General features: G+C 64.0%; 23 protein-coding genes. 16 read left to right on the top strand and 7 right to left on the bottom strand.

Annotated elements, in window-relative coordinates:
• The first annotated feature begins 8 nt into the window (after positions 1 to 8).
• On the top strand, positions 9 to 932 hold the full coding sequence (locus AC07R0_RS25280; protein WP_495106961.1) for a LysR family transcriptional regulator: 924 nt from the start codon (positions 9 to 11) through the stop codon (positions 930 to 932).
• Positions 933 to 973: 41 nt separating this feature from the next.
• On the opposite strand, the gene AC07R0_RS25275 is transcribed toward AC07R0_RS25280, so the two are convergent.
• Positions 974 to 1897 (bottom strand): SDR family oxidoreductase, encoded by a 924-nt coding sequence (locus tag AC07R0_RS25275; protein WP_495106960.1) that lies wholly within the window; start codon positions 1895 to 1897, stop codon positions 974 to 976.
• A gap of 42 nt (positions 1898 to 1939) precedes the next feature.
• Between AC07R0_RS25275 and AC07R0_RS25270 the strand changes: the two genes are divergently transcribed.
• From AC07R0_RS25270 to AC07R0_RS25215, 12 genes are all read left to right on the top strand, one after another.
• Positions 1940 to 2992 (top strand): CDP-6-deoxy-delta-3,4-glucoseen reductase, encoded by a 1053-nt coding sequence (locus tag AC07R0_RS25270; RefSeq protein ID WP_495106959.1) that lies wholly within the window; start codon positions 1940 to 1942, stop codon positions 2990 to 2992.
• 2 nt (positions 2993 to 2994) lie between these two features.
• Positions 2995 to 3909: a LysR family transcriptional regulator gene (locus AC07R0_RS25265; protein ID WP_495106958.1), complete on the top strand. Its 915-nt coding sequence runs from the start codon at positions 2995 to 2997 to the stop codon at positions 3907 to 3909.
• A gap of 182 nt (positions 3910 to 4091) precedes the next feature.
• Complete coding sequence (gene madL, locus AC07R0_RS25260; protein WP_495106973.1) at positions 4092 to 4514, top strand: malonate transporter subunit MadL; 423 nt, start codon at positions 4092 to 4094, stop codon at positions 4512 to 4514.
• Between the two features lie 5 nt (positions 4515 to 4519).
• Entirely contained in the window at positions 4520 to 5284 is a 765-nt protein-coding gene (gene madM, locus AC07R0_RS25255) for a malonate transporter subunit MadM (RefSeq protein ID WP_495106957.1), read from the top strand.
• A gap of 33 nt (positions 5285 to 5317) precedes the next feature.
• Positions 5318 to 6997 carry a malonate decarboxylase subunit alpha gene (gene mdcA / locus AC07R0_RS25250; RefSeq protein ID WP_495106956.1) on the top strand — a complete coding sequence of 560 codons (1680 nt, stop codon included), beginning with the start codon at positions 5318 to 5320 and terminating at the stop codon, positions 6995 to 6997.
• A 13-nt stretch (positions 6998 to 7010) separates the two neighbouring features.
• On the top strand, positions 7011 to 7352 hold the full coding sequence (mdcC, locus tag AC07R0_RS25245; RefSeq protein WP_495106955.1) for a malonate decarboxylase acyl carrier protein: 342 nt from the start codon (positions 7011 to 7013) through the stop codon (positions 7350 to 7352).
• Entirely contained in the window at positions 7349 to 8221 is an 873-nt protein-coding gene (locus AC07R0_RS25240; RefSeq protein WP_495106954.1) for a biotin-independent malonate decarboxylase subunit beta, read from the top strand. Before mdcC ends, AC07R0_RS25240 begins: the two co-directional genes overlap by 4 nt.
• Positions 8218 to 8919 (top strand): biotin-independent malonate decarboxylase subunit gamma, encoded by a 702-nt coding sequence (locus tag AC07R0_RS25235; RefSeq protein ID WP_495106953.1) that lies wholly within the window; start codon positions 8218 to 8220, stop codon positions 8917 to 8919. Before AC07R0_RS25240 ends, AC07R0_RS25235 begins: the two co-directional genes overlap by 4 nt.
• Positions 8916 to 9590: a malonate decarboxylase holo-[acyl-carrier-protein] synthase gene (gene mdcG / locus AC07R0_RS25230; protein WP_495106952.1), complete on the top strand. Its 675-nt coding sequence runs from the start codon at positions 8916 to 8918 to the stop codon at positions 9588 to 9590. Before AC07R0_RS25235 ends, mdcG begins: the two co-directional genes overlap by 4 nt.
• The gene (mdcB, locus tag AC07R0_RS25225; protein WP_495106951.1) at positions 9590 to 10459 is read left to right on the top strand and encodes a triphosphoribosyl-dephospho-CoA synthase MdcB; all 870 of its coding nucleotides are present in this window, start codon (positions 9590 to 9592) and stop codon (positions 10457 to 10459) included. The genes mdcG and mdcB overlap by 1 nt, the downstream gene beginning before the upstream one ends.
• On the top strand, positions 10456 to 11364 hold the full coding sequence (locus AC07R0_RS25220) for a malonate decarboxylase subunit epsilon (RefSeq protein ID WP_495106950.1): 909 nt from the start codon (positions 10456 to 10458) through the stop codon (positions 11362 to 11364). The genes mdcB and AC07R0_RS25220 overlap by 4 nt, the downstream gene beginning before the upstream one ends.
• Before the next feature lie 397 nt (positions 11365 to 11761).
• The gene (locus AC07R0_RS25215; RefSeq protein WP_495106949.1) at positions 11762 to 13615 is read left to right on the top strand and encodes a diguanylate cyclase domain-containing protein; all 1854 of its coding nucleotides are present in this window, start codon (positions 11762 to 11764) and stop codon (positions 13613 to 13615) included.
• A 34-nt stretch (positions 13616 to 13649) separates the two neighbouring features.
• Here the strand turns inward: AC07R0_RS25215 and AC07R0_RS25210 are convergent, their stop codons facing one another.
• Positions 13650 to 13931: a hypothetical protein gene (locus AC07R0_RS25210; RefSeq protein WP_495106948.1), complete on the bottom strand. Its 282-nt coding sequence runs from the start codon at positions 13929 to 13931 to the stop codon at positions 13650 to 13652.
• On the bottom strand, positions 13931 to 16531 hold the full coding sequence (gene clpB, locus AC07R0_RS25205; RefSeq protein WP_495106947.1) for an ATP-dependent chaperone ClpB: 2601 nt from the start codon (positions 16529 to 16531) through the stop codon (positions 13931 to 13933). The genes AC07R0_RS25210 and clpB overlap by 1 nt, the downstream gene beginning before the upstream one ends.
• Before the next feature lie 197 nt (positions 16532 to 16728).
• On the opposite strand from clpB, the gene AC07R0_RS25200 reads away from it, so the two are divergent.
• Together AC07R0_RS25200 and dapA are read left to right on the top strand one after the other, a co-directional pair.
• Positions 16729 to 17304, top strand: a complete 576-nt coding sequence (locus AC07R0_RS25200; protein ID WP_495098847.1) for a hypothetical protein — start codon at positions 16729 to 16731, stop codon at positions 17302 to 17304.
• Between the two features lie 224 nt (positions 17305 to 17528).
• Complete coding sequence (dapA, locus tag AC07R0_RS25195; protein ID WP_495106946.1) at positions 17529 to 18428, top strand: 4-hydroxy-tetrahydrodipicolinate synthase; 900 nt, start codon at positions 17529 to 17531, stop codon at positions 18426 to 18428.
• A 4-nt stretch (positions 18429 to 18432) separates the two neighbouring features.
• Here dapA and AC07R0_RS25190 read toward each other — a convergent pair whose 3' ends face one another.
• Positions 18433 to 18915: a molybdenum cofactor biosynthesis protein MoaE gene (locus AC07R0_RS25190; RefSeq protein WP_495098845.1), complete on the bottom strand. Its 483-nt coding sequence runs from the start codon at positions 18913 to 18915 to the stop codon at positions 18433 to 18435.
• A 57-nt stretch (positions 18916 to 18972) separates the two neighbouring features.
• Between AC07R0_RS25190 and AC07R0_RS25185 the strand changes: the two genes are divergently transcribed.
• Entirely contained in the window at positions 18973 to 19923 is a 951-nt protein-coding gene (locus AC07R0_RS25185; RefSeq protein ID WP_495106972.1) for an isoaspartyl peptidase/L-asparaginase family protein, read from the top strand.
• A 71-nt stretch (positions 19924 to 19994) separates the two neighbouring features.
• On the opposite strand, the gene AC07R0_RS25180 is transcribed toward AC07R0_RS25185, so the two are convergent.
• The 3 genes from AC07R0_RS25180 to AC07R0_RS25170 all read right to left on the bottom strand — a co-directional run bounded on the left by AC07R0_RS25180 (position 19995) and on the right by AC07R0_RS25170 (position 24147).
• On the bottom strand, positions 19995 to 20771 hold the full coding sequence (locus AC07R0_RS25180) for a ferredoxin--NADP reductase (RefSeq protein WP_495106945.1): 777 nt from the start codon (positions 20769 to 20771) through the stop codon (positions 19995 to 19997).
• 173 nt (positions 20772 to 20944) lie between these two features.
• Complete coding sequence (locus AC07R0_RS25175) at positions 20945 to 22885, bottom strand: O-antigen ligase family protein (RefSeq protein ID WP_495106944.1); 1941 nt, start codon at positions 22883 to 22885, stop codon at positions 20945 to 20947.
• Positions 22886 to 22902: 17 nt separating this feature from the next.
• The gene (locus AC07R0_RS25170; RefSeq protein ID WP_495106943.1) at positions 22903 to 24147 is read right to left on the bottom strand and encodes a pyridoxal-dependent decarboxylase, exosortase A system-associated; all 1245 of its coding nucleotides are present in this window, start codon (positions 24145 to 24147) and stop codon (positions 22903 to 22905) included.
• Positions 24148 to 24150 lie beyond the last annotated feature (3 nt).

The following is a 24150-nucleotide window of genomic DNA, read 5'->3' as shown; positions in this document are numbered from 1 at the left end:
GATACCACATGATCAACTTCCGGCTTATCCGCCATCTGTGGCTATTCCTGGCAGTAGCCGAAGAGGAGAACTTCAGTCGCGCCGCCAAACGGCTGGGCATGTCGCAGCCGCCGCTCACCGAGCAAATTCAGGTGCTGGAGCAAGCACTGAAGCTGCAGCTGTTCGAACGTTCCCGCAAGGGGGCGCAGCTTACGCCCGTGGGGGCGGCCATCCTACCGGCGGTACGCAAGTTTGCGGAGCAGCTGCAGCGGCTGGAGCTGGCCGTGCAGGAAGCGATCGCCGGGCAAACCGGGCTGCTGACCATTGGCGCCATCAGCTCCGCGCTGCTGGACGTGCTGCCGCCTCTGCTGGAGCGGCTGAAGGCCGAACACCCCCTGCTGACGGTATCGGTACGGGAGATCGACAGCTTTGAGGCCATTCCCCTGCTGAAAAGCGGCGATATCGACCTGGCATTCGCGCGGCTGGAGGGCGCGCTGGGGGACGGCATCGCCTCCACCCCGCTGGCGCAGGATCGTCTGGCGGTCGCCTTGCCCCGGTCACACCCGCTGGCGCTGCAGTCGAAGGTGGCGCTGGCATCGCTGGCACACGAGGAATTCGTGATGTTTGCGCGCCAGATCAGCCCGGTATCTTTCGACGGCCTGGTGGCGTCCTGCCAAGCCTGCGGCTTCTCGCCGCGCGTGCTGCACGAGGTGCGCTCCGCCGCGTCGCAGATCGCCTTCGTAGGCTGCGGCCAGGGCATTGCGCTGGTACCAACCTCGTTGAAAAAACTGGCACCTGCGAATGTGGTGGTAGTCCCGCTGAAAGAAAAGCTGAACGTGGTCACCACCGCGATGGCGTGGAGCACCACGCGCAACAACCCGCTGCTGGCCACCCTGATTCCCAGCTTGCAAAAGCAGCCTGCGACCACACGCGGCCGCCGCCAGAAAACTTAAGAAAAATCAGCCTCTAACGCAGACATTACCTGCGCAAGCAGCTATTTATTCGATAGCAGACCAGCTGCTACCGTGGGGTAGTGCAGCCGCAGCCGCAGCTCGGTCTTCATGCGCGTGTTGTCCAGCCGGCGCGACTCAGACATGAAGCTCAGCAACATCAGCGACAACTGCCCCTGCGCTGCGCTGCGCGGCACGCGGGGCGGACGCGGCAGGCCGTACAGATCGGCGGCCAGGTCGAAGTAGTCGCCCATGCGCATGTCCGTGTCGTCATTCACGTTATAGATGCGCTGCGGGCGGCCACGCCACAGAGCCTGGACACAGGCACGGGCCAGGTCGTTGGCGTGGATATGGTTGGTGTACACATCGTCGGCCGCGTCCAGCACCGGCGTACCTTTGCGCAAGCGCGTCTCGGGTGTGCCCCCCTCGCGGTCGGGCGCATAGATGCCCGGAATGCGCAGAATGCTGCTGCGCACCCGGCTGGCACGGCGGCCCAGCAGGCGTACTGCGGCTTCGGCATCGACCCGGCGCTGGGCCCGGGGCGTGGTCGCGGCCAAGGCACGGGTCTCCCGCACCAGCTCGCCCTGGCAGTCGCCATACACGCCACTGGTCGAGCCGTACACCAGCGCACGGGGTGCGCCGCGCAGCTGCAGCACGCGCAGCAGATTGCGGGTGCGCGGATCGTCGCGGCCCTCGCCGGGCGGCGGCGCCAAATGCAGCACCCGGGTCGCCAGCCCGGCCAGCCGGTACAGCGACGCACGCGCGTCCAGATTACCGCACAGCGCAGTGATGCCCTGGGCTCGCAAAGCCGGCACGCGTTCGGGGCTGGAGGTCAACGCCAGCACCCGTACCGAGCGCGGCAAGCAGGCGGCAGCGCGCAGGCCGACATCGCCACAGCCGACGACCAGTACGCGCTCGCGGCGAAAGCGCGCAGGCAGCGCGCCAAGAGGAAATTGGTTTGAGGGCAAAATCGGTGGCCAAAGATAGAACTGACCGAGCATAACGAAACCATGACCCATCCCGTCCCCACTCCGCAAGCTTTCAGTATCACCGTACAGCCCAGCGGCCGCAGTTTTGCCGCCACGGCCGACGAATCCATCCTGGCGGCCGGCATCCGCCAGGGCATCGGACTGCCCTACGGTTGCAAGGACGGCGCCTGCGGCTCCTGCAAGTGCAAGAAACTCGAAGGCATGGTGTTCCACGGCCCGCACCAGAGCAAGGCGCTGAGCGACGAGGAAGAAGCCGCCGGCCTGGTACTGACCTGCTGCGCCATGCCGCTGACCGACGTGGTGCTGGAGTCGCGCCAGGTGACGGACGAGAGCGCCTTCCCGATCAAGAAGATGCCTTCGCGCGTGACCACGCTGGAGAAGGTCTCTAGCGACGTCATGGTCATCAAACTACAGCTGCCGGCCAACGACACCCTGCGCTACCACCCCGGCCAGTACATCGAATTCATCCTGCGTGATGGCGCGCGACGCAGCTACAGCATGGCGAATGCGCCGCACACCGGCCCTGCGATGGAACTGCACATCCGCCACATGCCCGGAGGCAAGTTCACCGACCATGTGTTCGGCGCGATGAAAGAGAAAGAAATCCAGCGCATTGAAGGCCCGTACGGCAGCTTCTACCTGCGCGAAGACTCCGACAAACCCATCGTGCTGCTGGCCTCGGGCACCGGCTTTGCGCCCATCAAGGCCATCCTGGAACACATGCAGCACAAGGCCATCACCCGCCCGGCCACGCTGTACTGGGGTGGCCGCCGCCCTGGCGATCTGTACCTGAACGATTGGGTGCAGGCCCAGTTGGCAAATATGCCGAACCTGACTTACGTGCCCGTGATCTCCAACGCGCTACCCGAAGACAACTGGACCGGCCGCACCGGCTTCGTGCACCAAGCGGTGCTGCAAGACCTGCCGGATTTGTCCGGCCACGAGGTCTATGCATGCGGTGCGCCCATCGTGGTGGACTCAGCCCAGGCTGACTACATCGCCAAAGCCGGCCTGCCGAGCGACGCCTTCTTCGCCGACTCGTTCACCAGCGAAGCCGATAAAGCCAAGGTCTGAGCATGACATCCCGCGTCGGAGACGAAATCACCTTTCGTCGGCTGGAAATCTTTCTGGCCTTCATGCAGGAAGGCAATCTGACGCGTACTGCCGAGGTGCTGGACACCAGCACGGTCAGCGTGCACCGGGCCTTGCATGCGCTGGAAGAAGGTCTGCGCTGCGCGCTGTTCCGCCACGAAGGCCGCAACCTGATACCCACGCATGCGGCCCAGGTACTGGCCGAGGCCGCAAAAGACGTGCTGCATCTGATGGCCGAGGGTGTGCGCGCTACCCGCCAGGCAGCCGGCTATGCATCCCACCAGATCCGCATCGGCTCGCTGTATTCGCTGACCATCAAGACCGTGCCGACCCTGCTAGTCGACCTGAAGGTGCGCAAGCCCGAGCTGCAACCCGAGCTGGTGCTGGGCTCGAACGCCGTGCTGCTGCAGAAACTGGCCCAGGGCGCCATCGATGCCGCGCTGATGGCCGTGCCCGATGACGCGCCGGATGTCGAATCGCTGCCGCTGTTCGAAGATGACATCTACTTTGCCGCGCCGGTGGGCTCGCGCTACGCCGACATGGCGGCGGTGGACCTGAGCAGTTGCGCCGACGAACGCTTCGTCAGCCTGAGCGAAGGCTTTGCCACCTACAAGGGCTTCCAGGAGGCCTTTCGCATTGCCGAATTCACGCCGAACGTGGTGATGCAGACCGGCGACATCTTTTCGCTGATGAACCTGGTCAGCGGCGGCCTAGGCTGCACGCTGCTGCCGGGCCGGGTGCGCGATGTGTTTCCGCACAAAGTGCAGCTGATTCCGCTGCAGCCCAAATACCTGATGCGCCAGACCATAGGTCTGAGCTTTTTACGCAGCCGCGAACGCGACCCGAATCTGCTGACGCTGCTGTCGGTCTGCCGCATGTCGCAGACCCGCCTGGCCTGAGATACAGCATTGCCCGGGTAAACCCCCGATCGTTTCACCTGCCGTAAACATCCCCTCTTCTGCTTAATTGTTCTGTCGCGGCTGGCTCGGTACATTCCACTCCGAGAAGCCCCGCCGTGCCCCGCCGCTTGGCAAGGCTTCCAAAAAATAGCGCTGACATGCGCCATAACCAGGAGACAGACATGATTATTTACGGCACCGCGCTACTGGCAGCATGCCATTTGCTGGGGATTTTTTTAGGTGACTTGCTCGGGCAGGCCATGGGCGTCAAAACCAATGTTGGCGGCGTCGGCATCGCTATGCTGCTGCTGATTTTTGCGCGCCTAAGTATGCAAAAACGCAACATCCTGCCCAAACTCACCGAGGCGGGTGTGGAGTACTGGGGTGCCATGTACATCCCGGTGGTGGTCGCCATGGCGGCACAACAGGACGTGGTATCGGCACTGCGCGGCGGCCATCTGGCACTGCTGTCGGCAATCGGCGCGGTCGGCCTCTGTGCCGTGGTCATATCCCTGATCAACCGCATGGAACGCATTGAAGAGCCGGCTGCAGCCGTTGATGCCGCAACGCTTCCCAATGCCCAGCCCGCAACCCACCTGAAATGACCACCATGCTAGAAATTCTGCAAAAAGCCGCGGCCGCCAACGGCCTGGTCACCGCCTTCGCCGTGGTGGGCCTGATTGTGATGCTGTCTGGCGTGATCTCACGCAAGCTGACTTTTGGCCGGGTGCACGGCTCGGCCATCGCCATCGTCATCGGCCTGGTGCTGGCCTACTGGGGCGGCACACAAACCGGCGGGCACAAGGGCCTGGCCGATATGTCGCTGTTCGGCGGCATCGGACTGATGGGGGGTGCCATGCTGCGCGACTTCGCCATCGTCGCCACCGCCTTCGAAGTGCAGGCCACCGAAGCCCGCAAGGCCGGTTTGATCGGCGTAGTCGCTCTGCTGCTGGGCACCTTGCTGCCATTCATCGTGGGTGCCAGCGTGGCCTGGAGCTTTGGCTACCGGGATGCAGTGAGCATGACCACCATCGGCGCAGGTGCCGTCACCTATATCGTCGGCCCGGTCACAGGTGCTGCGATTGGCGCCAGCTCAGACGTGATGGCGCTGAGCATTGCCACCGGCCTGATCAAGGCGATCCTGGTGATGGTCGGCACGCCGGTGGCGGCGCGGTTCCTGCGCCTGAAGACGCCGCGCTCGGCGATGGTGTTTGGCGGGCTGGCCGGCACGGTCAGCGGCGTCTCCGCCGGCCTGGCCGCGACCGACCGCAAACTGGTGCCCTATGGCGCGCTGGTGGCGACTTTTCACACCGGCCTGGGCTGCCTGATGGGCCCATCGGTACTGTTTTTTGCCACCAAAGCCCTGGTGGCTTGAGGATCTGAAGATGTGGTTATTGAGGATATGACTATGGACCGTGTGAACTGGAACACCAAGGCAGACAACCGCACCGCCCGGCTGGCACGTGCTGCCCAGGCCCTGGGGCTGCAGCTACGCGGCAAGCATGTGGCAACCGAAGCCATCGCCGCACTGCTGGAAGCGGTGATCGAACCTGGCGACCGGGTCTGCCTGGAGGGCAACAACCAGAAGCAAGCCGACTTCCTGGCGCAGGCGCTGGTACAGGTCGATCCGCACAAAGTCCATGGCCTGCACATGGTGCAATCCGTGCTGGCGCTGCCAGAGCACCTGGACATTTTTGAGAACGGCGTAGCCAGCAAGCTGGACTTCAGCTTCTCCGGCCCGCAGGGCGCACGGCTGGCACGGTTGGTGTCCAGCGGCCGCATCCAGATCGGCGCCATCCATACCTATCTGGAGCTGTTTGCCCGCTACTTTGTCGACCTGACGCCCAAGGTGGCACTGGTGGCGGCGCATGCGGCCGATGCCGAGGGCAATCTCTACACCGGGCCGAACACCGAGGACACGCCGGCCATCGTCGAGGCCACGGCCTTCTCGGGCGGCATCGTCATCGCCCAGGTCAATGAGCTGGTAGACGGCAGCACCAGCCTGCCGCGCATCGACATCCCGGCGGGCTGGATCAGTTTTGTGGTGAAAGCGCCGCGTCCGAACCTGATCGAACCGCTATTCACCCGCGATCCGGCGCAGATCAGCGAAATCCAGGTGCTGATGGCCATGATGGCGATCAAGGGCATCTACGCCGAATACGGCGTCGAGCGTCTGAACCACGGCATCGGTTTCGACACCGCCGCCATCGAGCTGCTGCTGCCCACCTACGCGGAGTCGCTGGGGCTGAAGGGCAAGATCGCCAAGCATTGGGCACTGAACCCGCATCCGGCGCTGATCCCGGCCATCGAAGCGGGCTGGGTCGAATCCATCCACTCCTTCGGCTCCGAGCTGGGCATGGAGGACTACATCCGAGCCCGCTCCGACGTGTTCTTCACCGGCCCGGACGGCAGCCTGCGCAGCAACCGCGCCTTCAGCCAGGCGGCCGGCCACTACGCCTGCGACTTGTTCATAGGCTCGACCCTGCAGATGGATCTGGATGGCAATAGCTCCACCGCCACGCTGGGCCGCATCGCCGGCTTTGGCGGCGCACCCAATATGGGCGCCGATGCGCGCGGCCGCCGCCACGCCAGCCCAGCCTGGCTGAAAGCCGGGCGCGAGGCCCGCGACGGCCGCAGCGGCGCCGCCGGAACACCACGTGGGCAAAAGCTGGTGGTGCAGATGGTGGAGACCTTCCGTGAGCACATGCAGCCCGCCTTTGTGGAGCGGCTGGACGCCTGGACGCTGCAGGAGCAAGCAAATATGGCCTTGCCACCGATCATGGTCTACGGCGACGATGTGACCCACATCCTGACCGAAGAAGGCATTGCCAATCTGCTGCTGTGCCGCAGCGACACCGAGCGCGAGCAGGCGATACGCGGCGTCGCCGGTTACACGGCGGTGGGCCTGGCGCGCGACAAGCGTGCGGTAGAAAACCTGCGCGACCGCGGCATCATCCGGCGCCCGCAAGACCTGGGGATTGACCCGCGCGATGCCACGCGCAACCTGCTGGCTGCACGCAGCATGCGCGACTTGGTGCGCGCCTCCGGCGGGCTGTACCAGCCACCCAAACGTTTCAGAAACTGGTAGGAGTACAAGCAGCATGAGCGACATTCCCGCAGGGCTGGAAACCCTGGATTTTTCTTACAGCGCAGGCCGGCCCGCCGGCAGCTTCGCCCCCATCCTGGTCGGCGTGGTCGGCTCGGGCAACCTGGAAGTGATGCTGGAAGCCGCAGCCGGCACCTGCTGCGCGGTGCGCGTAGAAACCTCGGCACGCGGCTTCGGCCCGATCTGGCAGGCGGTGGTGGACGATTTCCATGCCCGCCACCCGCTTGCCGGCGTACGTATTTCCATCAACGACATGGGCGCGACGCCCGCCGTAGTCAGCCTGCGCCTGGACCAGGCCGTGGCCGAATTGCCCAAAACTCCAGAGGCCTCCACATGATCAGCTATGTCGAATGCACAGCACGCGAACGCCTAGCCCAGGTGCTGGACCCTGGCAGCTTCCATGAATGGCTGCCGCCATCGGCACGCGTCACCAGCCCGCACCTGGCGCAGCTCGGCGTGCCGTCGGCCTTTGACGACGGCGTAGCGATTGGCCGCGCCACCCTGGACGGTCACCCCATTTTTGTGGCGGCCCAAGAAGGCGAATTCATGGGCGGAGGCGTGGGCGAGGTACATGGTGCCAAGCTGGTCGGCCTGCTGCAGCGCGCGCTGCGGGATCGGCCGAAAGCCGTGCTGCTGCTAGCCGAATCTGGCGGGGTCCGGCTGCACGAAGCCAATGCCGGGCTGATTGCGGTGTCCGAAGTGATGCGCGCCGTGTTGGATGCGCGCGCCGCAGGTATTCCGGTGATCGTGCTGATAGGCGGCGCCAATGGCTGCTTTGGCGGCATGGGCATCGTGGCGCGCTGCGCCGACCATATCGTGATGAGCGACGTCGGTCGCCTGGCCATGTCCGGCCCAGAGGTGATCGAAGCTAGCCACGGCGTGGACGAATTTGACTCGCGTGACCGGGCGCTGGTCTGGCGCACCACCGGTGGCAAACACCGCTGGCTCACCGGCGACTGCGATGCGCTGGTGGAAGACGATGTGGCCGCATTCCGCAACGCCGCCATCGCAGCATTACACGCCGCCCGAGCTGTGACCTTGCAGACACTAGAAGCCGAACACGCCCTGCTTACCGCACGCCTACGCCCACTGGACGACAGCGGCGACCAGGCCACGGCCCTCTGGCGGCGCCTGGGCGTTACCGATGCCGCCCGCGTGCCGGACATGGATGTGGCGGAAACACGCACCCTGGGAGTCAACGCATGAACTGGAACAGCCTCGCCACCCAACTCTTCGGCCCCGACCATGGCATCAGCGCCGACGGTGACTTTTTGCAGGGCACAGTCACGTTTGACGGCCAGCCGCTGGCGGTGCTGGGCACCACCCACCACGCCCCCATTGGCATCCAGCTGGCATTGGCCCAGGCTCGGGTGGTGCTGGACACCATCGCCCGCCACCCCGGCCGGCCCATCCTGTTGCTGATCGACACCCAGGGCCAGCAACTGCGCCGGCGTGACGAGCTGCTGGGCATCAACCGCGCGATGACGCATCTGGGCATGGCCATCGACCTGGCGCGGCGCCAGGAACACAGGGTCATCGGCCTGGTGTACGACCAGGCACTGTCGGGCGGCTTCATCACCTCGGGTTTGATTGCCGACGCCTGCTACGCGCTGCCCGAAGCCGAGATCCGCGTGATGCGCATCCCCGCCATGGCCCGCGTCACCAAACTGCCTGAAGAGATGCTGACCGCACTATCGCAGTCCAACCCCGTATTCGCCCCCGGCGTGGGCAACTATGTGGCCATGGGCGGTGTGCAGGCCCTGTGGCAGGGCGATTTGCCAGCGGCTTTGCGTGACGCATTGGCGCACGCGCCAACACAAGACCTGCGCGCCATCATTGGTACCGAACGCGGCGGCCGCAAGATGTCGGCCGCCGTGGTGCAACAGGTACTGGATGCGGCATGACACCGCTGCACCGCCACCAGATCGCCTGGCTGACAGACGCCGGCTGGCAGCAGGTTTTGGAACGGCCATGGGATGCTCTAACAGAGGACTGCATCCGCTACTGGGCCGCCCAGCGCTTGCCGCTGGTGGTCACCCGCCAGACCGCCAGCGAGCTGCCACACACGGTAGCCCTGGGTCTGCCAGCGCCGGCCCGCTGGGACAAGCGGCGCATCACGCTGGCCGTACCGCGCAGCGCCATCCTCTACTTCGACGCATTTCCACGCGCCACCGAGGTGCTGGGCTTGCTGGCCGTCCCCGCACGCGCGCCATGGCGGCAGCTGTGCGAGCAGCTCAACAGCTGCCAGGCCAACGCCCGGGTGTATGGCAGCTATGGTTGGCAGCGGCTCACCGGGCTGGACCACATACACGCCGAATCCGATATCGATCTATGCATCACCGTATCGGATGGACGCCAGGCCGACGCCGTGGTCACGTTGTTGCAAAGCTTTGCGGCTCCACGGCTGCGCCTCGATGGCGAGCTCGTGTTTGACGCCGGTGCGGCTGTCGCCTGGCGCGAATGGGCCGCCTGGCGATCCGGCAAGAGCACAGCCGTGCTGGTTAAGCGCCTGCACGGCGCCACGCTGGAATATGCGCCGTTCTGGCGCACAGCAAGCACAGCGGAGTTGGTGTAATGACCCGTGCGCAGCCACTGCATTGGACGGCACCCACGCCATACTCCACACCGTCCACCATTGGCCGGGCAGCGACACGGGCGCTGTACCACGAGCTGGCCTTGTGCCCCAAGCCCGGCCTGGTCACCCTGTGCGATAGCGGCAGCCACCGCGACATGGACGCGCACACCTTTATGCGCAGCCTGTTTGCGCTACGCAGCTACTTTGTGGCGATTGCTGAGCTGGGGCAGCTGGGCGCAGATTTCCCCGCTCTGGAGCGCTGCGGCATCCAGGCCGAAGCCCGCATGCTGGCAGCCACCGGCGGCATCAACACCCACCGCGGCGCCATTTTCATGCTGGGCTTGTTGTGCGCCGCAGCGGGGGCACTCACACGAACGAATGCCTCCCCCAGCCCGGAGCAGCTGCGTGAGGCCTTGCGCCATGGCTGGGGGCAGGCGCTGGACGCGCGCGCCCTACGCCTGCCCAGCTTGCCGGGGGGCATCGCAGCCCGCAAACATGGCCTGCGCAGCGCCTCGTCAGAAGCGGCACTGGCGTTCCCTGTGTTGTTTGAAACGGCAGTGCCGGCCCTGACGGCCGGCCTGGCACGGGGTTTGACCGTCCAGCAAGCACGGCTGGACACCCTATTCCATGTGATGGCCGTGCTGGACGACAGCAACCTCGCCCACCGCGGCGGCCTGCAAGGCTTGCGCCATGCCCAGCAGTCGGCCCGCCGCTTCCTGGCCGCGGGTGGTGCAAGCAGCCCCGGTGGACCGGAAGCCGCGCACGCTATAGGGCGCGACTTCGTCGCCAGCAATCTCTCCCCCGGCGGGGCGGCCGACACATTGGCTGCCGCCTGCTGGGTGGTCCAGCTCTGCATGCCCAGTCCATGAGTTTTGCGCTGGTGTTTTCGGGTCAGGGCATGCAGCATCCAGCGATGCTGCCCTGGCTGGCCACAGATACATTGGTACAGCGCACTTGTACACAGCTAGGGGTGCTCGACTGGCGCCACCACCTGCAAGACCTAGATTGGGCTGCGCAAAACACAGTAGTCCAATGCCTACTCACAGGCCTGGGCTTGGCTGCCTGGCAACAGCTTGCGCCGGAACTCCCCCCTCCCGCAGCGGTCGCAGGCTATAGCGTGGGTGAATTGGCAGCGTTCAGCGCGGCCGGGGTTTTCAGTGCCGAGACGGCGCTGGACCTTGCTAGCGACAGGGCCGCAGCGATGGACCGCTGCGCCCTGCAAATGCCGGGTGGCCTGCTGGCAGTCAGCGGTCTGGCATCAGCCCCCCTGGACCAGCTGTGCAAGGACACCGGTGTTGCCATCGCCATCCGCAATGGTCACGACAGCGTGGTGCTCGGCGGCCCGCTTACCGCACTGGCGCGGGCAGAAGAAGCCGCAATTCAGCAGGGTGCACACTGCACCCACCTACGCGTCAGCATCGCATCCCACACCCCCTGGATGCGTGCGGCAGCCGACAGCTTTGCCCACACCCTGGCCAAGCTGCCACTGCAACGGCCACGCCACGTGCTGTTCAGCAATGCCAAAGACCGTGTGCTGGATGCCATACAGGCAGGGCAGGCGCTGTCCACGCAAATCGCTCAAACCGTGCGCTGGGATGAATGCATGGACAACCTGCATGCACGGGGCGTGCGCTGTGTGCTGGAGATAGGCCCGGGACAGGCATTGGCACGCATCTGGAACCAACGCTACCCTGACGTGCCGGCACGCGCCTGTGATGACTTCCGTACGGCGCGCGCGATCATTCAGTGGGTGCAAAAACACAGCAACGCTTAAAACATTTTTACGATTTATTTGGAATCAAAAACAGATCGTATACACCTGCTTGGCAAGCCGTTCTCCACATACTTTTCAGCAGAAGAAATCCCTGCAAAACCTGCAGGCGCAAGCTTCAAATTCGGCGAATATGTCCACGAATACGCCACTTTTGCACTTTTTTCACTCGAAATGTATACAAAATAAAAGCTGAAGTGCAATTTTGAAGTAACAGAGTTTTTCAGCCCCTTGTCGCAGGCAGAATCGCAGCACTCCGGTATTTCACATACCTATATTTGTGCAAACTTTTACCCGCCCAGCACTTCTGCCAAGCCACAATAGATGGAGGCATTTGAGCCCTGTTTCCGCAAACCCAACGTTCTTCTATCGCAGGCTGCCCATTCGGATGTTTCCAACCATGCGATTTCCATCCCCCTTTGCGCTGTTGCTCGCGTTGCTAGCATGCTGCGCACTCAGCTTCGGGTATGCCGCCACGCCGCCCATCGCAGAGCAGGACTTCACCGACGCCTACTCCAACCTAACGCCCATGACCTCCGTGCTGGTCGATCCCAGCCGCGAGCTCACGCTGGCGCAGATCCAGCAGCAAGATAACCAGCAACGCTTCAGCCCTCTGGCCAACCAGGGGCGCACCAGCAATTTTGGGCTGACCCGTTCCGCCATCTGGCTACGCATTCAGCTGCCGCTGCAAGACAACGCTCCCAGCCAGTGGATGCTGGAAATCGCGGCACCGATGCTGGACCAGATAGACCTGTTCTATACCAGCCGCGAGAAGGGCACCGAGCACCTCCGATCCGGCGACCAGATGCCGTTTTCACAACGGCCGCTGCCGCACCACAACCATGTGTTTCCGCTGCAACTGACCCCAGGCCAAAGCCAAACCCTGTACCTGCGGGTGACATCTGAGGGTAGCCTGTCCATACCATTGCAGCTTTGGCGCCCTGCAGCCCTGGCCCAGGCTGACCATGCAAGCTATGGCGCGTTCAGCCTGTATTTCGGTCTGCTGCTGGGCTTGGTGATGTACAACTTGCTGCTGTACGTCTCGCTACGCGACAACATTTATCTGAGCTATGTAGGCTTTGCCACCGGCATGGTCTTCGGCCAACTGGGGCTGACCGGCTTTGGTGAAGAATTTATCTGGCCCAACACACCATGGTGGGGCAATATTGCAGCCCAGTTCAGCATGTCGGTAGCTGGTTTTTTTGCTGCCCTGTTTGCGCGCCAGTTTCTGGGCACGGCCATGCGGGCACCGGTGGCGGACAAAATACTGCAAGGCTTGGCCGGATTGATGGCCCTAACCGCCGTCTGCGTACTGACCCTGCCCTACCATCTGTGTGCCTGGCTGATCAATATCGACGGAATCCTGTTTACCTGTGTGCTGGTCGGTGTCAGCATCCACTGCCTGCTGCAAAAACACTTGGGGGCACGCCACTTCAGTTTTGCCTGGGGCACCCTGCTGCTGGGTGTGCTGGTCACCGCCCTGCACAACCTGGGCTTGCTGCCCTCCCACCCCTTCATCACCCATGCCATGCTGATCGGTTCGGCGGTGGAAATGCTGGCGCTGTCCTTCTCGCTGGCCGATCGCATCCACACCAGCCGCCGCGAGGCCTCTGAAGCCCAGGCGCGCGCCTACCAGAGCGAGCTGGCTGTACTGAACAGCCTGCGCGAAAGCGAGCGCAAGATCGAAGGCCGGGTACAGGAACGCACCCGTGAGCTGGAGAAAGCCAACCACGAGTTACGCCTGAACGAAGAGCAACTGGCCTTGCAGGCCCACCACGACCCGTTGACAGGCCTGGCCAACCGCAAGCTGCTAGGCGACCGGCTGAACGTCGCCATGGAGCATGCCAAACGCAACCAGCAAGGCTTCGCCGTGCTGATGCTGGACCTGGATGGATTCAAACCTGTGAACGACCGTTACGGCCATGCAGCCGGCGATACCGTGCTGCAGTCCGTGGCCCTGCGGCTAACCTCCACCGTGCGCGGCGTAGACACGGTGGCACGCGTGGGCGGCGATGAATTTGTGCTGATACTCGATGCCGTGAGCGATGGCAACACCATGATGTCTATCGCCCGCAAGGTCCGCGACGTCTTGAACACCCCCATCACACTGGACACAGGTGAAATGGTGCAGATCGGCACCAGCATAGGCCTGGCGATTTACCCGGTGGACGGCAGCAACGTGGAAGAGCTGCTGACCGCCGCCGACAACGCCATGTACGCCACCAAAAACTCGCGCTACGCCAGCCTGCAGTAAACACAGGTATTTGGCGCGGCTGCGGCCACGCCACTCAGGGTGGCGAAACCTTTTTCACTTCCACGTCCGTAACGTCAGCGACCTCGGGCGTGCCGCTGCTTGCACGCGGACGCTGCGAGAATCGGTCCACCGTGCGCGCCACATCTTTCCAGCCGGCCGAGTACATGCGCATGGGCGCCACGGGCTGCCCCGTCAGACGAGCCCAAAGGCTACGCAGCAACCACAGCAAGGCAATGCCTGACAGCACCAGCAAGGCGCTGGCGATGAAAACCAAGGCCAGCATCCATACAAAAAGCCGCCAGACAAACTGCCCCATCAAGCGGCCACCTTGCCGAAGCTGAATTGACCCGGCGCCTGGATCGGGTCCACGTCCACCGGAATCACATCCTTGGGCGCAAAGCGGCCCTCCAGCAGCAGCTTGGACAGCGGGTTCTCAATGCGCTGCTGGATCGCACGCTTCAGCGGTCGGGCGCCAAACACCGGGTCGAAGCCGACCTTGGCCAGCTCGGCCAGCGCCGCAGGCGAAACCTGCAGTTCCAGGTCCATCTTCGCCAGCCGGGCCTGCAACACCTTGATCTGGATCGCGGCAATGGCTTCGATATTCTTCGCGTCCAGCGCATGGAACACCACGGTCTCGTCGATACGGTTCAGGAATTCGGGGCGGAAGTAGTTCTTCAGCTCGTCCTGCACCGCGTCCTTGATGTCCTCGTAATCCTGACCCACCATGTTCTGGATGATGGGCGAGCCGATATTGCTGGTCATCACGATCACCGTGTTCTTGAAGTCCACGGTACGGCCCTGTCCATCCGTCAGGCGGCCATCGTCCAGCACCTGTAGCAGCACGTTGAACACGTCGGGGTGGGCTTTTTCCACTTCATCCAGCAGCAGCACGCTGTAGGGCTTGCGGCGCACGGCTTCGGTCAGATAGCCGCCCTCCTCGTAGCCCACGTAGCCGGGCGGCGCACCGATCAGCCGGGCGACGGAATGCTTCTCCATGAACTCGCTCATGTCGATGCGCACCAGGTGGTCTTCGGAGTCGAACATGAAGCCGGCCAGCGCCTTGCACAGCTCAGTCTTGCCCACGCCCGTGGGGCCGAGGAACAGGAAGGAGCCGGTAGGCCGGTTCGGGTCAGACAGGCCGGCGCGCGAGCGGCGGATGGCATTCGCCACGGCGGTGATGGCCTCGTCCTGGCCGACCACGCGGTCGTGCAGCTTGACCTCCATCTGCAACAGCTTGTCGCGCTCACCTTGCATCAATTTGCTGACCGGAATACCGGTGGCGCGCGCCACCACTTCGGCAATTTCCTCGGCGCCGACCTGGGTACGCAGCAGGCGCGGCGCGCTGGTCACGCCCTTGCTGGACTCCTTGTCCTGCGCTTCCTTGAGTTGCTTTTCCAGCTCGGGTAGCTTGCCGTATTGCAGCTCGGCCACCTTGTTGAAATCGCCCTTGCGGGTCAGCTCTTCGATCTGGAACTTCAGCTTGTCGATGGCTTCGCGCACATGCGCGCTGCCCTGGGCCTGGGCTTTTTCCGACTGCCAGATTTCATCGTAATCGGCGATTTCCTTTTGCAGCTTGACGATCTCTTCCTCGATCAGGCTAAAGCGCTTGATCGACGAGTCGTCCTTCTCGCGGCGCACGGCTTCGCGCTCGATCTGCAGCTGGATCAGCCGGCGGTCCAGCTTGTCCATGACCTCGGGCTTGGAATCCATTTCGATCTTGATCTTGGCCGCAGCCTCGTCGATCAAATCGATGGCCTTATCGGGCAAGAAGCGGTCGGTGATGTAGCGGTGGCTCAACTCGGCCGCGGCCACAATGGCCGGGTCGGTGATGTCCACGCCATGGTGCACTTCGTACTTTTCTTGCAGGCCGCGCAGGATGGCGATGGTGGCTTCCACCGTCGGTTCGCCGACCAGGATTTTCTGGAAACGGCGTTCCAAGGCCGCGTCTTTTTCGATGTATTTGCGGTACTCGTCCAGGGTGGTTGCACCCACGCAGTGCAGCTCGCCACGCGCCAGCGCGGGCTTGAGCATATTGCCGGCGTCCATCGCGCCCTCGGCCTTGCCGGCGCCGACCATGGTGTGCAGCTCGTCGATGAAAACGATGGTCTGGCCTTCGTCCTTGGCCAGCTCTTTCAGCACGGACTTCAGCCGTTCTTCGAATTCACCGCGGAACTTGGCTCCGGCCAGCAGGGCCGCCATGTCGAGCGACAGCACGCGCTTGCCTTTGAGCGACTCGGGTACCTCGCCGGCCACGATGCGCTGGGCCAGGCCTTCGACGATGGCCGTCTTGCCCACGCCGGGTTCGCCGATCAGCACCGGGTTGTTCTTGGTACGGCGCTGCAGTACCTGGATGGCACGGCGGATTTCGTCGTCGCGGCCAATTACCGGGTCCAGCTTGCCCATGCGGGCGCGCTCGGTCAGGTCCAGGCAGTATTTCTTCAAGGATTCACGCTGGCCTTCGGCGTCGGCGCTGTCTACCTTGTCGCCGCCACGCACCGCGTCCACCGCGGCTTCCAGCGATTTGCGGGTCAGGCCGTTGGCGCGCACCAGCAGGCCAAAGTCGGACTTGCTGTCGGTCAGCGCCAGCAGGAACAATTCGCTGGATACGAACTGGTCGCCGCGTTTGATGGCTTCCTTCTCAGCGCCCTGCAGCAGGCTGATGAAATCGCGGCTGGGTTGCACCTGGTCTTGCCCGTGCACCGTGGGCAGCTTCTTCAACGCACCCTCGGCGGCGGCCAGCAGGTTGGGCACATTCACGCCCGCACGCTGCAGCAGCGCCTGCGGGCCGTCGTCCTGGCGCAGCATGGCGGCCAGCACATGGGCCGGTTCGATATAGCCGTGGTCGGCACCCAGCGCCAGGCTTTGTGCGTCGCCCAGGGCTTCCTGGAATTTGGTGGTGAGTTTGTCTTGTCGCATCGTGATCTCCAATACCGAGCTACGTGAGGAGAATATGGCCGATTTCAAGACCAAACGGCTGCTCCGCGCTGCCGCAACCTCGCCGGTATTTGATAAAAATCAAGCTCTGGCGCAGTAGTTATCTGCGCCAGCAGCTATCAAAAAAATAGCATCACTGTAAAACCAAGGCCCGCGGCCTGCGATTTAAAATTCGCGCCATGAACATCCACCAGCTCTCGGTCCGCTACCTGGAAGCGCAGGACCGGATACTGGTGCGCGTCAATACCCGCGAAGGCACAGAAATGCGCCTGTGGCTGACGCGCCGCCTGACCCTGGTGCTCTGGCCTACATTGAACCGCGCGGTGGTCGAGCACGCAGCCCGCCAGGAGGACCTGGGCAGCATGCAGCGTGACGAGGTCAGCAAAAAGATTCTGGCCGACTTCCGGCGCGAAGCCGTGCTGCAAGAGACCGACTTCGCCACCCCGTACCAGGATGCCGCCCTGCCCACCAGCTGGCCACTGGGCACCGAGCCCTTGCTGGTCACCGAAGTACGCATCACCCCCGAAGCGAATGGCCCGCTGAAAATCGCCTTCAACGAGCAGCTGCCCGAGCAGGACAATCCACGTGGCTTCCAGGTCGAGCTGGCGCCGCCGCTGGTGCACGGCCTGGTGCAATTGCTGGAACGCGCGCTGCACCTGTCCGCCTGGGGCCAGGGCCATGAGCTGGCCGGCAGCGCACAGGCCCAGGCGAGCGACATGCCGGACCCGGAAGAGCGGCCCAAGTACCTGAACTGAATACAATAACGGCATGCCTACCCGCGCACCACTCCGTTCCACACCGCTGCCCTGCAGCCGTGGCGGCGTGTCTGCCGGTGCCGCTAAAAAACCCCAGCTCATCTGACCGGAGCTGCGGTTCCGTCCTCAGATGAGCGATGGAACCGATACCTCCCCTCCCCCTTCGGCCCGCGCTCCTTTGACGATGGTTACCCCATCGGTCTGTTATCAACAAAGGATGCAGTGTGAGCGCTTCGAACGATTTCTCTGGCGATTTTTCTGGTTTATGGATTCCCCTGGTCACCCCGTTCCACCACGGGGCGGTAGACCACCCTGCGCTGGCCCGGCTGGTGAAAAACCTGCGAGGCAGCGGCATTGCAGGCTTCGTCGCCTGCGGCTCTACCGGTGAGGCAGCGGCCCTGGATGCCGATGAACAACAAGCTGTACTGGACACGGTACTGGAGGCAGCCCAAGGCCTGCCCGTAGTGATGGGCCTATCGGGCTACCACCTGCCCAAGATGCGGGGCAGCGTGGCCGCCACCAGCCGACAGGGTGTTGCCGGCCTGCTGCTGGCCGCACCTTGCTATATCCGCCCCTCGCAAGCCGGGCTGCTGCAGTGGTTCACAGCCTTGGCCGAGGCATCCGAAGTGCCGGTAATCATCTACGACATTCCCTACCGCACCGGCGCCACGCTGGAGCTGACCACCCTGCTGCAGCTGGCCCAGCACCCGCGCATCCAGGCCGTCAAGGACTGCGGCGGCGATGCAGCCAAGACGGCGGCCCTGATCGCCAGCGGTGCGCTGCAGGTGCTGGCCGGTGAAGACGCGCAAATCTTCAGCACCCTGGCCCAGGGCGGAGCGGGCGCCATTGCCGCCAGCGCCCATGGGCATACGCAGCGTTTTGTACAAGTCATGCAAGCCATTGCAGCAGGTGATCTGGCGCAGGCCCGCGCGCTGTGGCAGCCGCTGTTGCCCTGGATCAGCGGTCAGTTCGCCGAGCCCAACCCCGGCCCCATCAAGGGCTGGCTGGCCCGCCACGGCCAGATGCAAGCCGAGCTGCGCGCGCCGATGACGCCGGCATCCAGCGCCCTGGTGGACCGGTTGATTGCGCTGGAACAAGGTTTCCCCGCGCTGAGTCCGCTCTAACCGCTCAGGCGTTCTGCGCCTGTATGCCCCAGCGGGCCAGTGCTGCGTCGTCGCTGACCCGCGCATCCACCCAGCGCGCGCCGCTGGGGGTTTGTTCCTTCTTCCAGAACGGTGCCTGGGTTTTCAGATAGTCCATCAGGAACTCGCAGGCCTGGAAGGCCTCACCCCGGTGGGCCGAACTGACGGCCACCCAGACGATCTGGTCCAACGGCTGCAAAAGTCCCACGCGATGGATCACCTGGGCGGCGTAGATGTTGAAGCGGGCCAGGGCCTGGTCCACCATGGCCTCGATAGCACGCTCGGTCATGCCGGGGTAGTGCTCCAGCTCCAGGCTCAGCACCTCGCCAGCGCTGTCCGGGTGGAAGTCGCGCACTACGCCGACAAAGCTGCACACCGCACCCACGCGCCGGTCGTGCTGGCGCAAGGCGGCGATTTCGCTGCTGGGGTCGAAGTCCTGGGTCTGTATGCGTACACGGGGCGGGTTCATCGGGGCATTTTGCCAGCCACCATGGGATACAGTTTCTACCCTACCGACATTGAGGAGATGCGTTTGACCACACCCCGCTACACCCTGGCAGTCCACGGCGGCGCCGGCACCATGGCCCGCGGCGCTACCGACGAAGCGCCTTACCATGCCGGCCTGCATGCCGCGCTGGCGGCCGGCGAGGCCATCCTGGCCCAAGGCGGCAGCGCGCTGGATGCCGTGGTGGCAGCCGTCACCGCGCTGGAAGACGAACCCCTGTTCAACGCCGGGCGCGGCTCGGTCTATACCTCCACCGCCGAACATGAAATGGACGCCGCCGTGATGGATGGGCGCAACCTGGCTGCTGGCGCCGTGGCCACGGTACGCACGCCGCGCAACCCGGTGCAGCTGGCGCGGGCGGTGATGGATTCGCGCTTTGTGCTGCTCAGCGGCGACGGTGCCGAAGCCTTCGCCCGCGAACACGGCTTTGAGGCCATGCCGCCAGAGTACTTCCATACCGCCCACCGCCTGGAGCAATTGCAACGCCTGCAGGCCCAGGACGGCGGCCAGCGCATGCAGATGGACCACACACCTACAGCACCGCTGGACGAAACCCGCAAGTTCGGCACCGTGGGCGCCGTGGCGCTGGACAGTGCGGGCCACCTGGCCAGCGCCGTATCCACCGGCGGCATGACCAACAAGCACCCAGGCCGCATTGGCGATTCGCCCCTGGTGGGCGCTGGCATTTACGCCAATGACCAAAGCTGCGCCGTTTGCGCCACCGGCTCAGGCGAATACTTTATCCGCGCCTGCGTGGGCCACGACATCCACGCGCGCATGGCCTATGCCGGTGCCACGCTCAGCGAGGCCAGCCAGGCAGCGCTGGCACAAGTAGGTCAGTTGGGGGGAGAAGGCGGCGTGATCGCAGTGGACCGCCAGGGCAACATTGCCCTGCCCTTCATCAGCGCCGGCATGTACCGGGGCTGGGTGCGCGCCGGAGAAGCCCCGCAGACGCGCATTTTTGAGGACTGAAACGCCGTAAAAAAAGCAGCTACGCTATTGAAAACGTAGCTGCTTGCGCAGGTAGAACCTACGCCAGAGGCTTATTTTTCAGCGAACGCGCGTTCGACCACGAAATGGCCGGGCGTCGAGGTATTGCCCTCCACAAAGCCACGCTCTTCCAGCATGTGCTTCAGGTCTACCAGCATGCCGGGGCTGCCGCAGAGCATCACACGGTCGATGGCGGGGTCGAACTCTGGCAGCTCCAGGTCTTTGAACAACTTGCCGTTTTGCAGCAACTCGGTGATGCGGCCCATATTGCGGTAGGACTCGCGGGTCACTGTGGGGTAGTAGCGCAGCTTGTCGGTCACCATCTCGCCCAGGAATTCGTGGGCAGGCAAATGTTCGGTCAGCATATCGTGGTAGGCCAGCTCTTCCACCTGGCGCACGCCGTGCACCACGATCACCTGGTCGAAACGTTCATAGGTTTCGGGGTCGCGCACGATGCTCAGGAACGGCGCCAGGCCGGTACCGGTGGACAGCAGATACAGGTGCTTGCCGGGCAGCAGGTAATCGGTCACCAGGGTGCCAGTGGGTTTCTTGCCGACGATGATGGTGTCACCAACCTTGATGTTCTGCAGGCGCGAGGTCAGTGGGCCGTCCGGCACCTTGATGCTCAGAAACTCCAGGTGCTCTTCGTAGTTGGCGCTGGCGATGCTGTAGGCACGCAGCAGCGGCTTGCCGTCTTCCTTGCGCAACCCGATCATGGTGAAGTGGCCGTTGCTGAAGCGCAGCGAGGGATCGCGGGTAGTGGTGAAGGAGAACAGGCGGTCGGTCCAGTGGTGCACGCTCAGGACAGTTTCTTCGTTAAAAGCACTCATAAGGGGTAGCTTGGCTAGGTGGTGAAATTAGCCCCTATTTTCCTACACTGCAGCGGCGTCCCAAGTCCAGAGCGATTCCCCCCGCGGCACCCAAGGTAAAACCAAAAGAAATATACATATGGCGTAGGTAGAATCTGCGCAAGCAGCTATGTTTTCAATAGCAAAATAATTTTTCAAGCCTTGGGCGGGTCGGTACTCCTGGCCATGCACAGTGCAAAAAACGCCAGCAGGTAGGGCAGAAAAGCCACGCGCGGCACGTCCATCACGCTGCTGACCAGCCCCACCAGCGACACACCGATCAAGGACGCTGCCAGATAAGGCGCCAGCGGCTGCTGCCGCGCCCGCCCCAGCAACAAATGCCACAGGGCCCAGCCCACCAACAGCAACCACAGCACCAAGCCCAGTGCCCCGCGCTCGATCAATAGCTCCAGGTACAGGTTATCGATATGCCAGGGCAGAAAGTAAATGCGTTCAGCCGGAAACCAGCGTGCCAGGCCCTGGGCAAAGTCGCCGTTGGCCAGCAGTTCCTTGCCGTTGCGCCCGGCCAGGCCAATGGACTGGAAGTCAGCATGCGTGCCGCCACCAAACACCGAAACCGACAACATGCCCAGCCGCGGCGCATACCAGGGCATGCGTTTGAATTGCGGGCCATGCAGTGGCAGGTCGATCTGCTGCCAAGGTGACTCGGTGGGCGCCAACTGCAGGAATGCGTCCTGGCAACGCCCTGGGTAGAGCAAATGCCGCTCGCACAGCTGCAGGTAGACCTCCACCGGCGCATCCACACGCACCCGCAGCTTGGCCCGGTACGATTCGGTCGGCTCCAGCCGCACCCGCTGGGTCAGGGAAAAATAGGCGTCCAGGTCGGGGTCGGTGTCCGGGCCGTGCAAACGCATGAAAGGCCGCTGCACACCCGGTTCTGCCTGCAATGTGACGTGCCCGGGCCATTCCCCCTCGGGGTAGTTGTGCGCATAGTGGCTGGGCAAGCGGCCCAGGCCTATGCCCAGCCATTGGTCCACCGGGTCGTCGCGCAAATCCAGGCCGCGCTGCCAATGTTCCAGACGGCTGCCGAAGTCGCGCTCGGTATGCGCCAGGCGCTCGGCCATGAAGCTGCCGCCCTGCAACACGCCCACGATCTCGCCCAACAAAGCCAGGGCCAGCAAGCAGGCCGCCGGGGCTCGCCAGCCCGGCCAGCGGCGCTGCCACAGGACGTCCAGCCAGGTGCGCAGGTCCAGCCCGGCACGCTGCAGCCAAAACCATACGCCCAGCAACAACACCGGCGCCGCCATGGACAGGTAGACGCCGCGCGCAAACGTGGTCAAGCCTGCATAGGCAACGGCCAGCGCCAATATGGCCCCGAATCCCCATTGCCAGGGTCGGCGGGCCGAACGCAGAGCCCAAACCGCAAAAGGTGTGCTCAGCGCTAAATAGGCGTCTATGGCCGCCCCGCCCACATGCATCTCCCAAAACCACGCCGTCGTACGGTACTTGCTGGTGAAGTTGAACAGATTGGGAAATGCAGCGCGCTCCGACAACACGGCCAGGGTTACCAGCACCAAGCCCGTCAGCATGCCCCAGGCCAGGGCGCGCTCCACCGCTGCAGGCGCACGCGCCACGGTCTCGCGCAGCAAAGGCAGGCACAGCAGCGCCCACAGCAGGCTTTTGGCCACCCGCAGGCTGTTCAGCGGGTCGGCATAGCCCTGGAACCAAGCCCAGGTCCAACCGCCTGCATCCCAGCCGCCACGCAGCAAGGCCAGCATGCCGGCCGCCGCCAGCAGAGCCGGCAATACCGTTGCCGACGAGCGCCATTGCAACGCAGGTCTGGCCTGTGCAGGGGAAAAGGCCCAACGGCCATAGCCAGCAGCCAGCACTGCCAGCAGCAGCACGTCGAACTCTTCAAAGACCACCCAACCTGTCCAGGGAGAAAAATTCAACCAGGGCAGGCAGGCAGGCACCAGGAACAGCCAGGCACCGGGCAGCCAGAACATCACCATGCACAGGGTGTAGAAGCCCGCCAGCACCAGCATGGGCGTGACGGGATGTGCCAGCGCCAGGCCACAGCCCGCACCGAAACACGCAAGCGCCAGCAGCGCTGAGACGGCGCGGCGCAAAGTCACCCGCTAAACCAGCACCGTCAAACCAGCACTTCCACGCAAGCCGGATGGCCCAGGAAGCCCTGCGGACTGGCACTGGCACCATAAGCGCCCGACTGGAACACCACCACCAGGTCCCCCTCTTGCGCCGTGGGCAAGACCATGCGGTCGCCCAGCAGGTCCAGCGGAGTGCACAAGGGGCCGACCACAGACGCCGGCTCGGTCTCCGTCGCACCCATGCGGTTGCCAATGGCCACCGGGTAGTTCTTGCGTATCACCTGGCCGAAGTTGCCCGAGGCCGACAAATGGTGGTGCAGGCCACCGTCCGTCACCAAAAAGACCTGGCCGCGCGAGATCTTGCGGTCCAGCACACGCGCCACATACACACCGGCCTCGCCCACCAGATAACGGCCGAGTTCGATCACGAATGCGGCTTGCGGCAGCTCGGTCCTGGCGCGCTCGGCCAGGGCGGCCAGGTTGTCGCCAATCGGCTGCAAGTCGATGCGCTGCTCGCCAGGGAAGTAGGGAATGCCGAAGCCCCCGCCCAGGTTCAGAAAGCGCACCGGCAGAGGTGCACTATCGGCCAGGCGCACGGCCAGGGCATAGGATTTTTGCTGGGCTTCGCAAATCGACTCAGGCTTCAGATTCTGCGAGCCGGCGAACAGGTGAAAGCCCTCAAACGCCAGGCCCGCCTGGCCTATGGCAGCCAACAGTTCGGGCATCTGCTCCACGTCCACGCCGAACTGCTTGGGGCCGCCGCCCATCTTCATGCCCGAGCCCTTGAGCTCGAAGTCGGGGTTGACGCGCACGGCCACGCGGGCCGGCAACCCCAGGTCTTGCGAAATTTCTGCCAGCAGGTGCACTTCGCGCATGGATTCCAGGTTCACCAGCACGCCCGAGGCCACGGCCTGGCGCAGCTCGGACTCGCGCTTGCCAGGGCCGGCAAAACTGATCTCCTGCGGGTCGGCACCGGCATCCAGCGCCACCTTGAGCTCGCCTGCGGAGGCCACGTCAATGCCGTCCACCAAACCCGCCATCAGGCCGACAACAGCTGGCATGGGGTTGGCCTTCATGGCGTAGTGCAGCTTGACGCTGGCCGGCAAGGCCGCGCGCAGTTCGGCCACACGTTGGCGCAGCTGCGACCGGTCATAGGCATAGAACGGCGTCTGCCCCACCCGCGCCGCCAGCTGCGACAAAGGCATACCGCCCAGCACCAGCTCGCCGTTCTGAACGGGAAACTGCGACAAAGGGGCGTGGACTGGGATGGTGCGTTCGATAGCGGTCATAAG

The sequence above is a fragment of the Rhodoferax sp. GW821-FHT07F03 genome (assembly GCF_059418745.1).
The sequence above is the reverse complement of the archived record's forward strand: the minus strand, read 5'-3'. Positions and strand labels throughout refer to the sequence as shown.

What these genes read in the sequence shown, in the direction of transcription:
- AC07R0_RS25280 (WP_495106961.1), top strand. Translation starts at nt 9, where the DNA reads ATGATCAACTTCCGGCTTATCCGCCATCTGTGGCTATTCCTGGCAGTA.
- AC07R0_RS25270 (WP_495106959.1), top strand. Translation starts at nt 1,940, where the DNA reads ATGACCCATCCCGTCCCCACTCCGCAAGCTTTCAGTATCACCGTACAG.
- AC07R0_RS25265 (WP_495106958.1), top strand. Translation starts at nt 2,995, where the DNA reads ATGACATCCCGCGTCGGAGACGAAATCACCTTTCGTCGGCTGGAAATC.
- madL (WP_495106973.1), top strand. Translation starts at nt 4,092, where the DNA reads ATGATTATTTACGGCACCGCGCTACTGGCAGCATGCCATTTGCTGGGG.
- madM (WP_495106957.1), top strand. Translation starts at nt 4,520, where the DNA reads ATGCTAGAAATTCTGCAAAAAGCCGCGGCCGCCAACGGCCTGGTCACC.
- mdcA (WP_495106956.1), top strand. Translation starts at nt 5,318, where the DNA reads ATGGACCGTGTGAACTGGAACACCAAGGCAGACAACCGCACCGCCCGG.
- mdcC (WP_495106955.1), top strand. Translation starts at nt 7,011, where the DNA reads ATGAGCGACATTCCCGCAGGGCTGGAAACCCTGGATTTTTCTTACAGC.
- AC07R0_RS25240 (WP_495106954.1), top strand. Translation starts at nt 7,349, where the DNA reads ATGATCAGCTATGTCGAATGCACAGCACGCGAACGCCTAGCCCAGGTG.
- AC07R0_RS25235 (WP_495106953.1), top strand. Translation starts at nt 8,218, where the DNA reads ATGAACTGGAACAGCCTCGCCACCCAACTCTTCGGCCCCGACCATGGC.
- mdcG (WP_495106952.1), top strand. Translation starts at nt 8,916, where the DNA reads ATGACACCGCTGCACCGCCACCAGATCGCCTGGCTGACAGACGCCGGC.
- mdcB (WP_495106951.1), top strand. Translation starts at nt 9,590, where the DNA reads ATGACCCGTGCGCAGCCACTGCATTGGACGGCACCCACGCCATACTCC.
- AC07R0_RS25220 (WP_495106950.1), top strand. Translation starts at nt 10,456, where the DNA reads ATGAGTTTTGCGCTGGTGTTTTCGGGTCAGGGCATGCAGCATCCAGCG.
- AC07R0_RS25215 (WP_495106949.1), top strand. Translation starts at nt 11,762, where the DNA reads ATGCGATTTCCATCCCCCTTTGCGCTGTTGCTCGCGTTGCTAGCATGC.
- AC07R0_RS25210 (WP_495106948.1), bottom strand. Translation starts at nt 13,931, where the DNA reads ATGGGGCAGTTTGTCTGGCGGCTTTTTGTATGGATGCTGGCCTTGGTT.
- clpB (WP_495106947.1), bottom strand. Translation starts at nt 16,531, where the DNA reads ATGCGACAAGACAAACTCACCACCAAATTCCAGGAAGCCCTGGGCGAC.
- AC07R0_RS25200 (WP_495098847.1), top strand. Translation starts at nt 16,729, where the DNA reads ATGAACATCCACCAGCTCTCGGTCCGCTACCTGGAAGCGCAGGACCGG.
- AC07R0_RS25190 (WP_495098845.1), bottom strand. Translation starts at nt 18,915, where the DNA reads ATGAACCCGCCCCGTGTACGCATACAGACCCAGGACTTCGACCCCAGC.
- AC07R0_RS25185 (WP_495106972.1), top strand. Translation starts at nt 18,973, where the DNA reads ATGCGTTTGACCACACCCCGCTACACCCTGGCAGTCCACGGCGGCGCC.
- AC07R0_RS25180 (WP_495106945.1), bottom strand. Translation starts at nt 20,771, where the DNA reads ATGAGTGCTTTTAACGAAGAAACTGTCCTGAGCGTGCACCACTGGACC.
- AC07R0_RS25170 (WP_495106943.1), bottom strand. Translation starts at nt 24,147, where the DNA reads ATGACCGCTATCGAACGCACCATCCCAGTCCACGCCCCTTTGTCGCAG.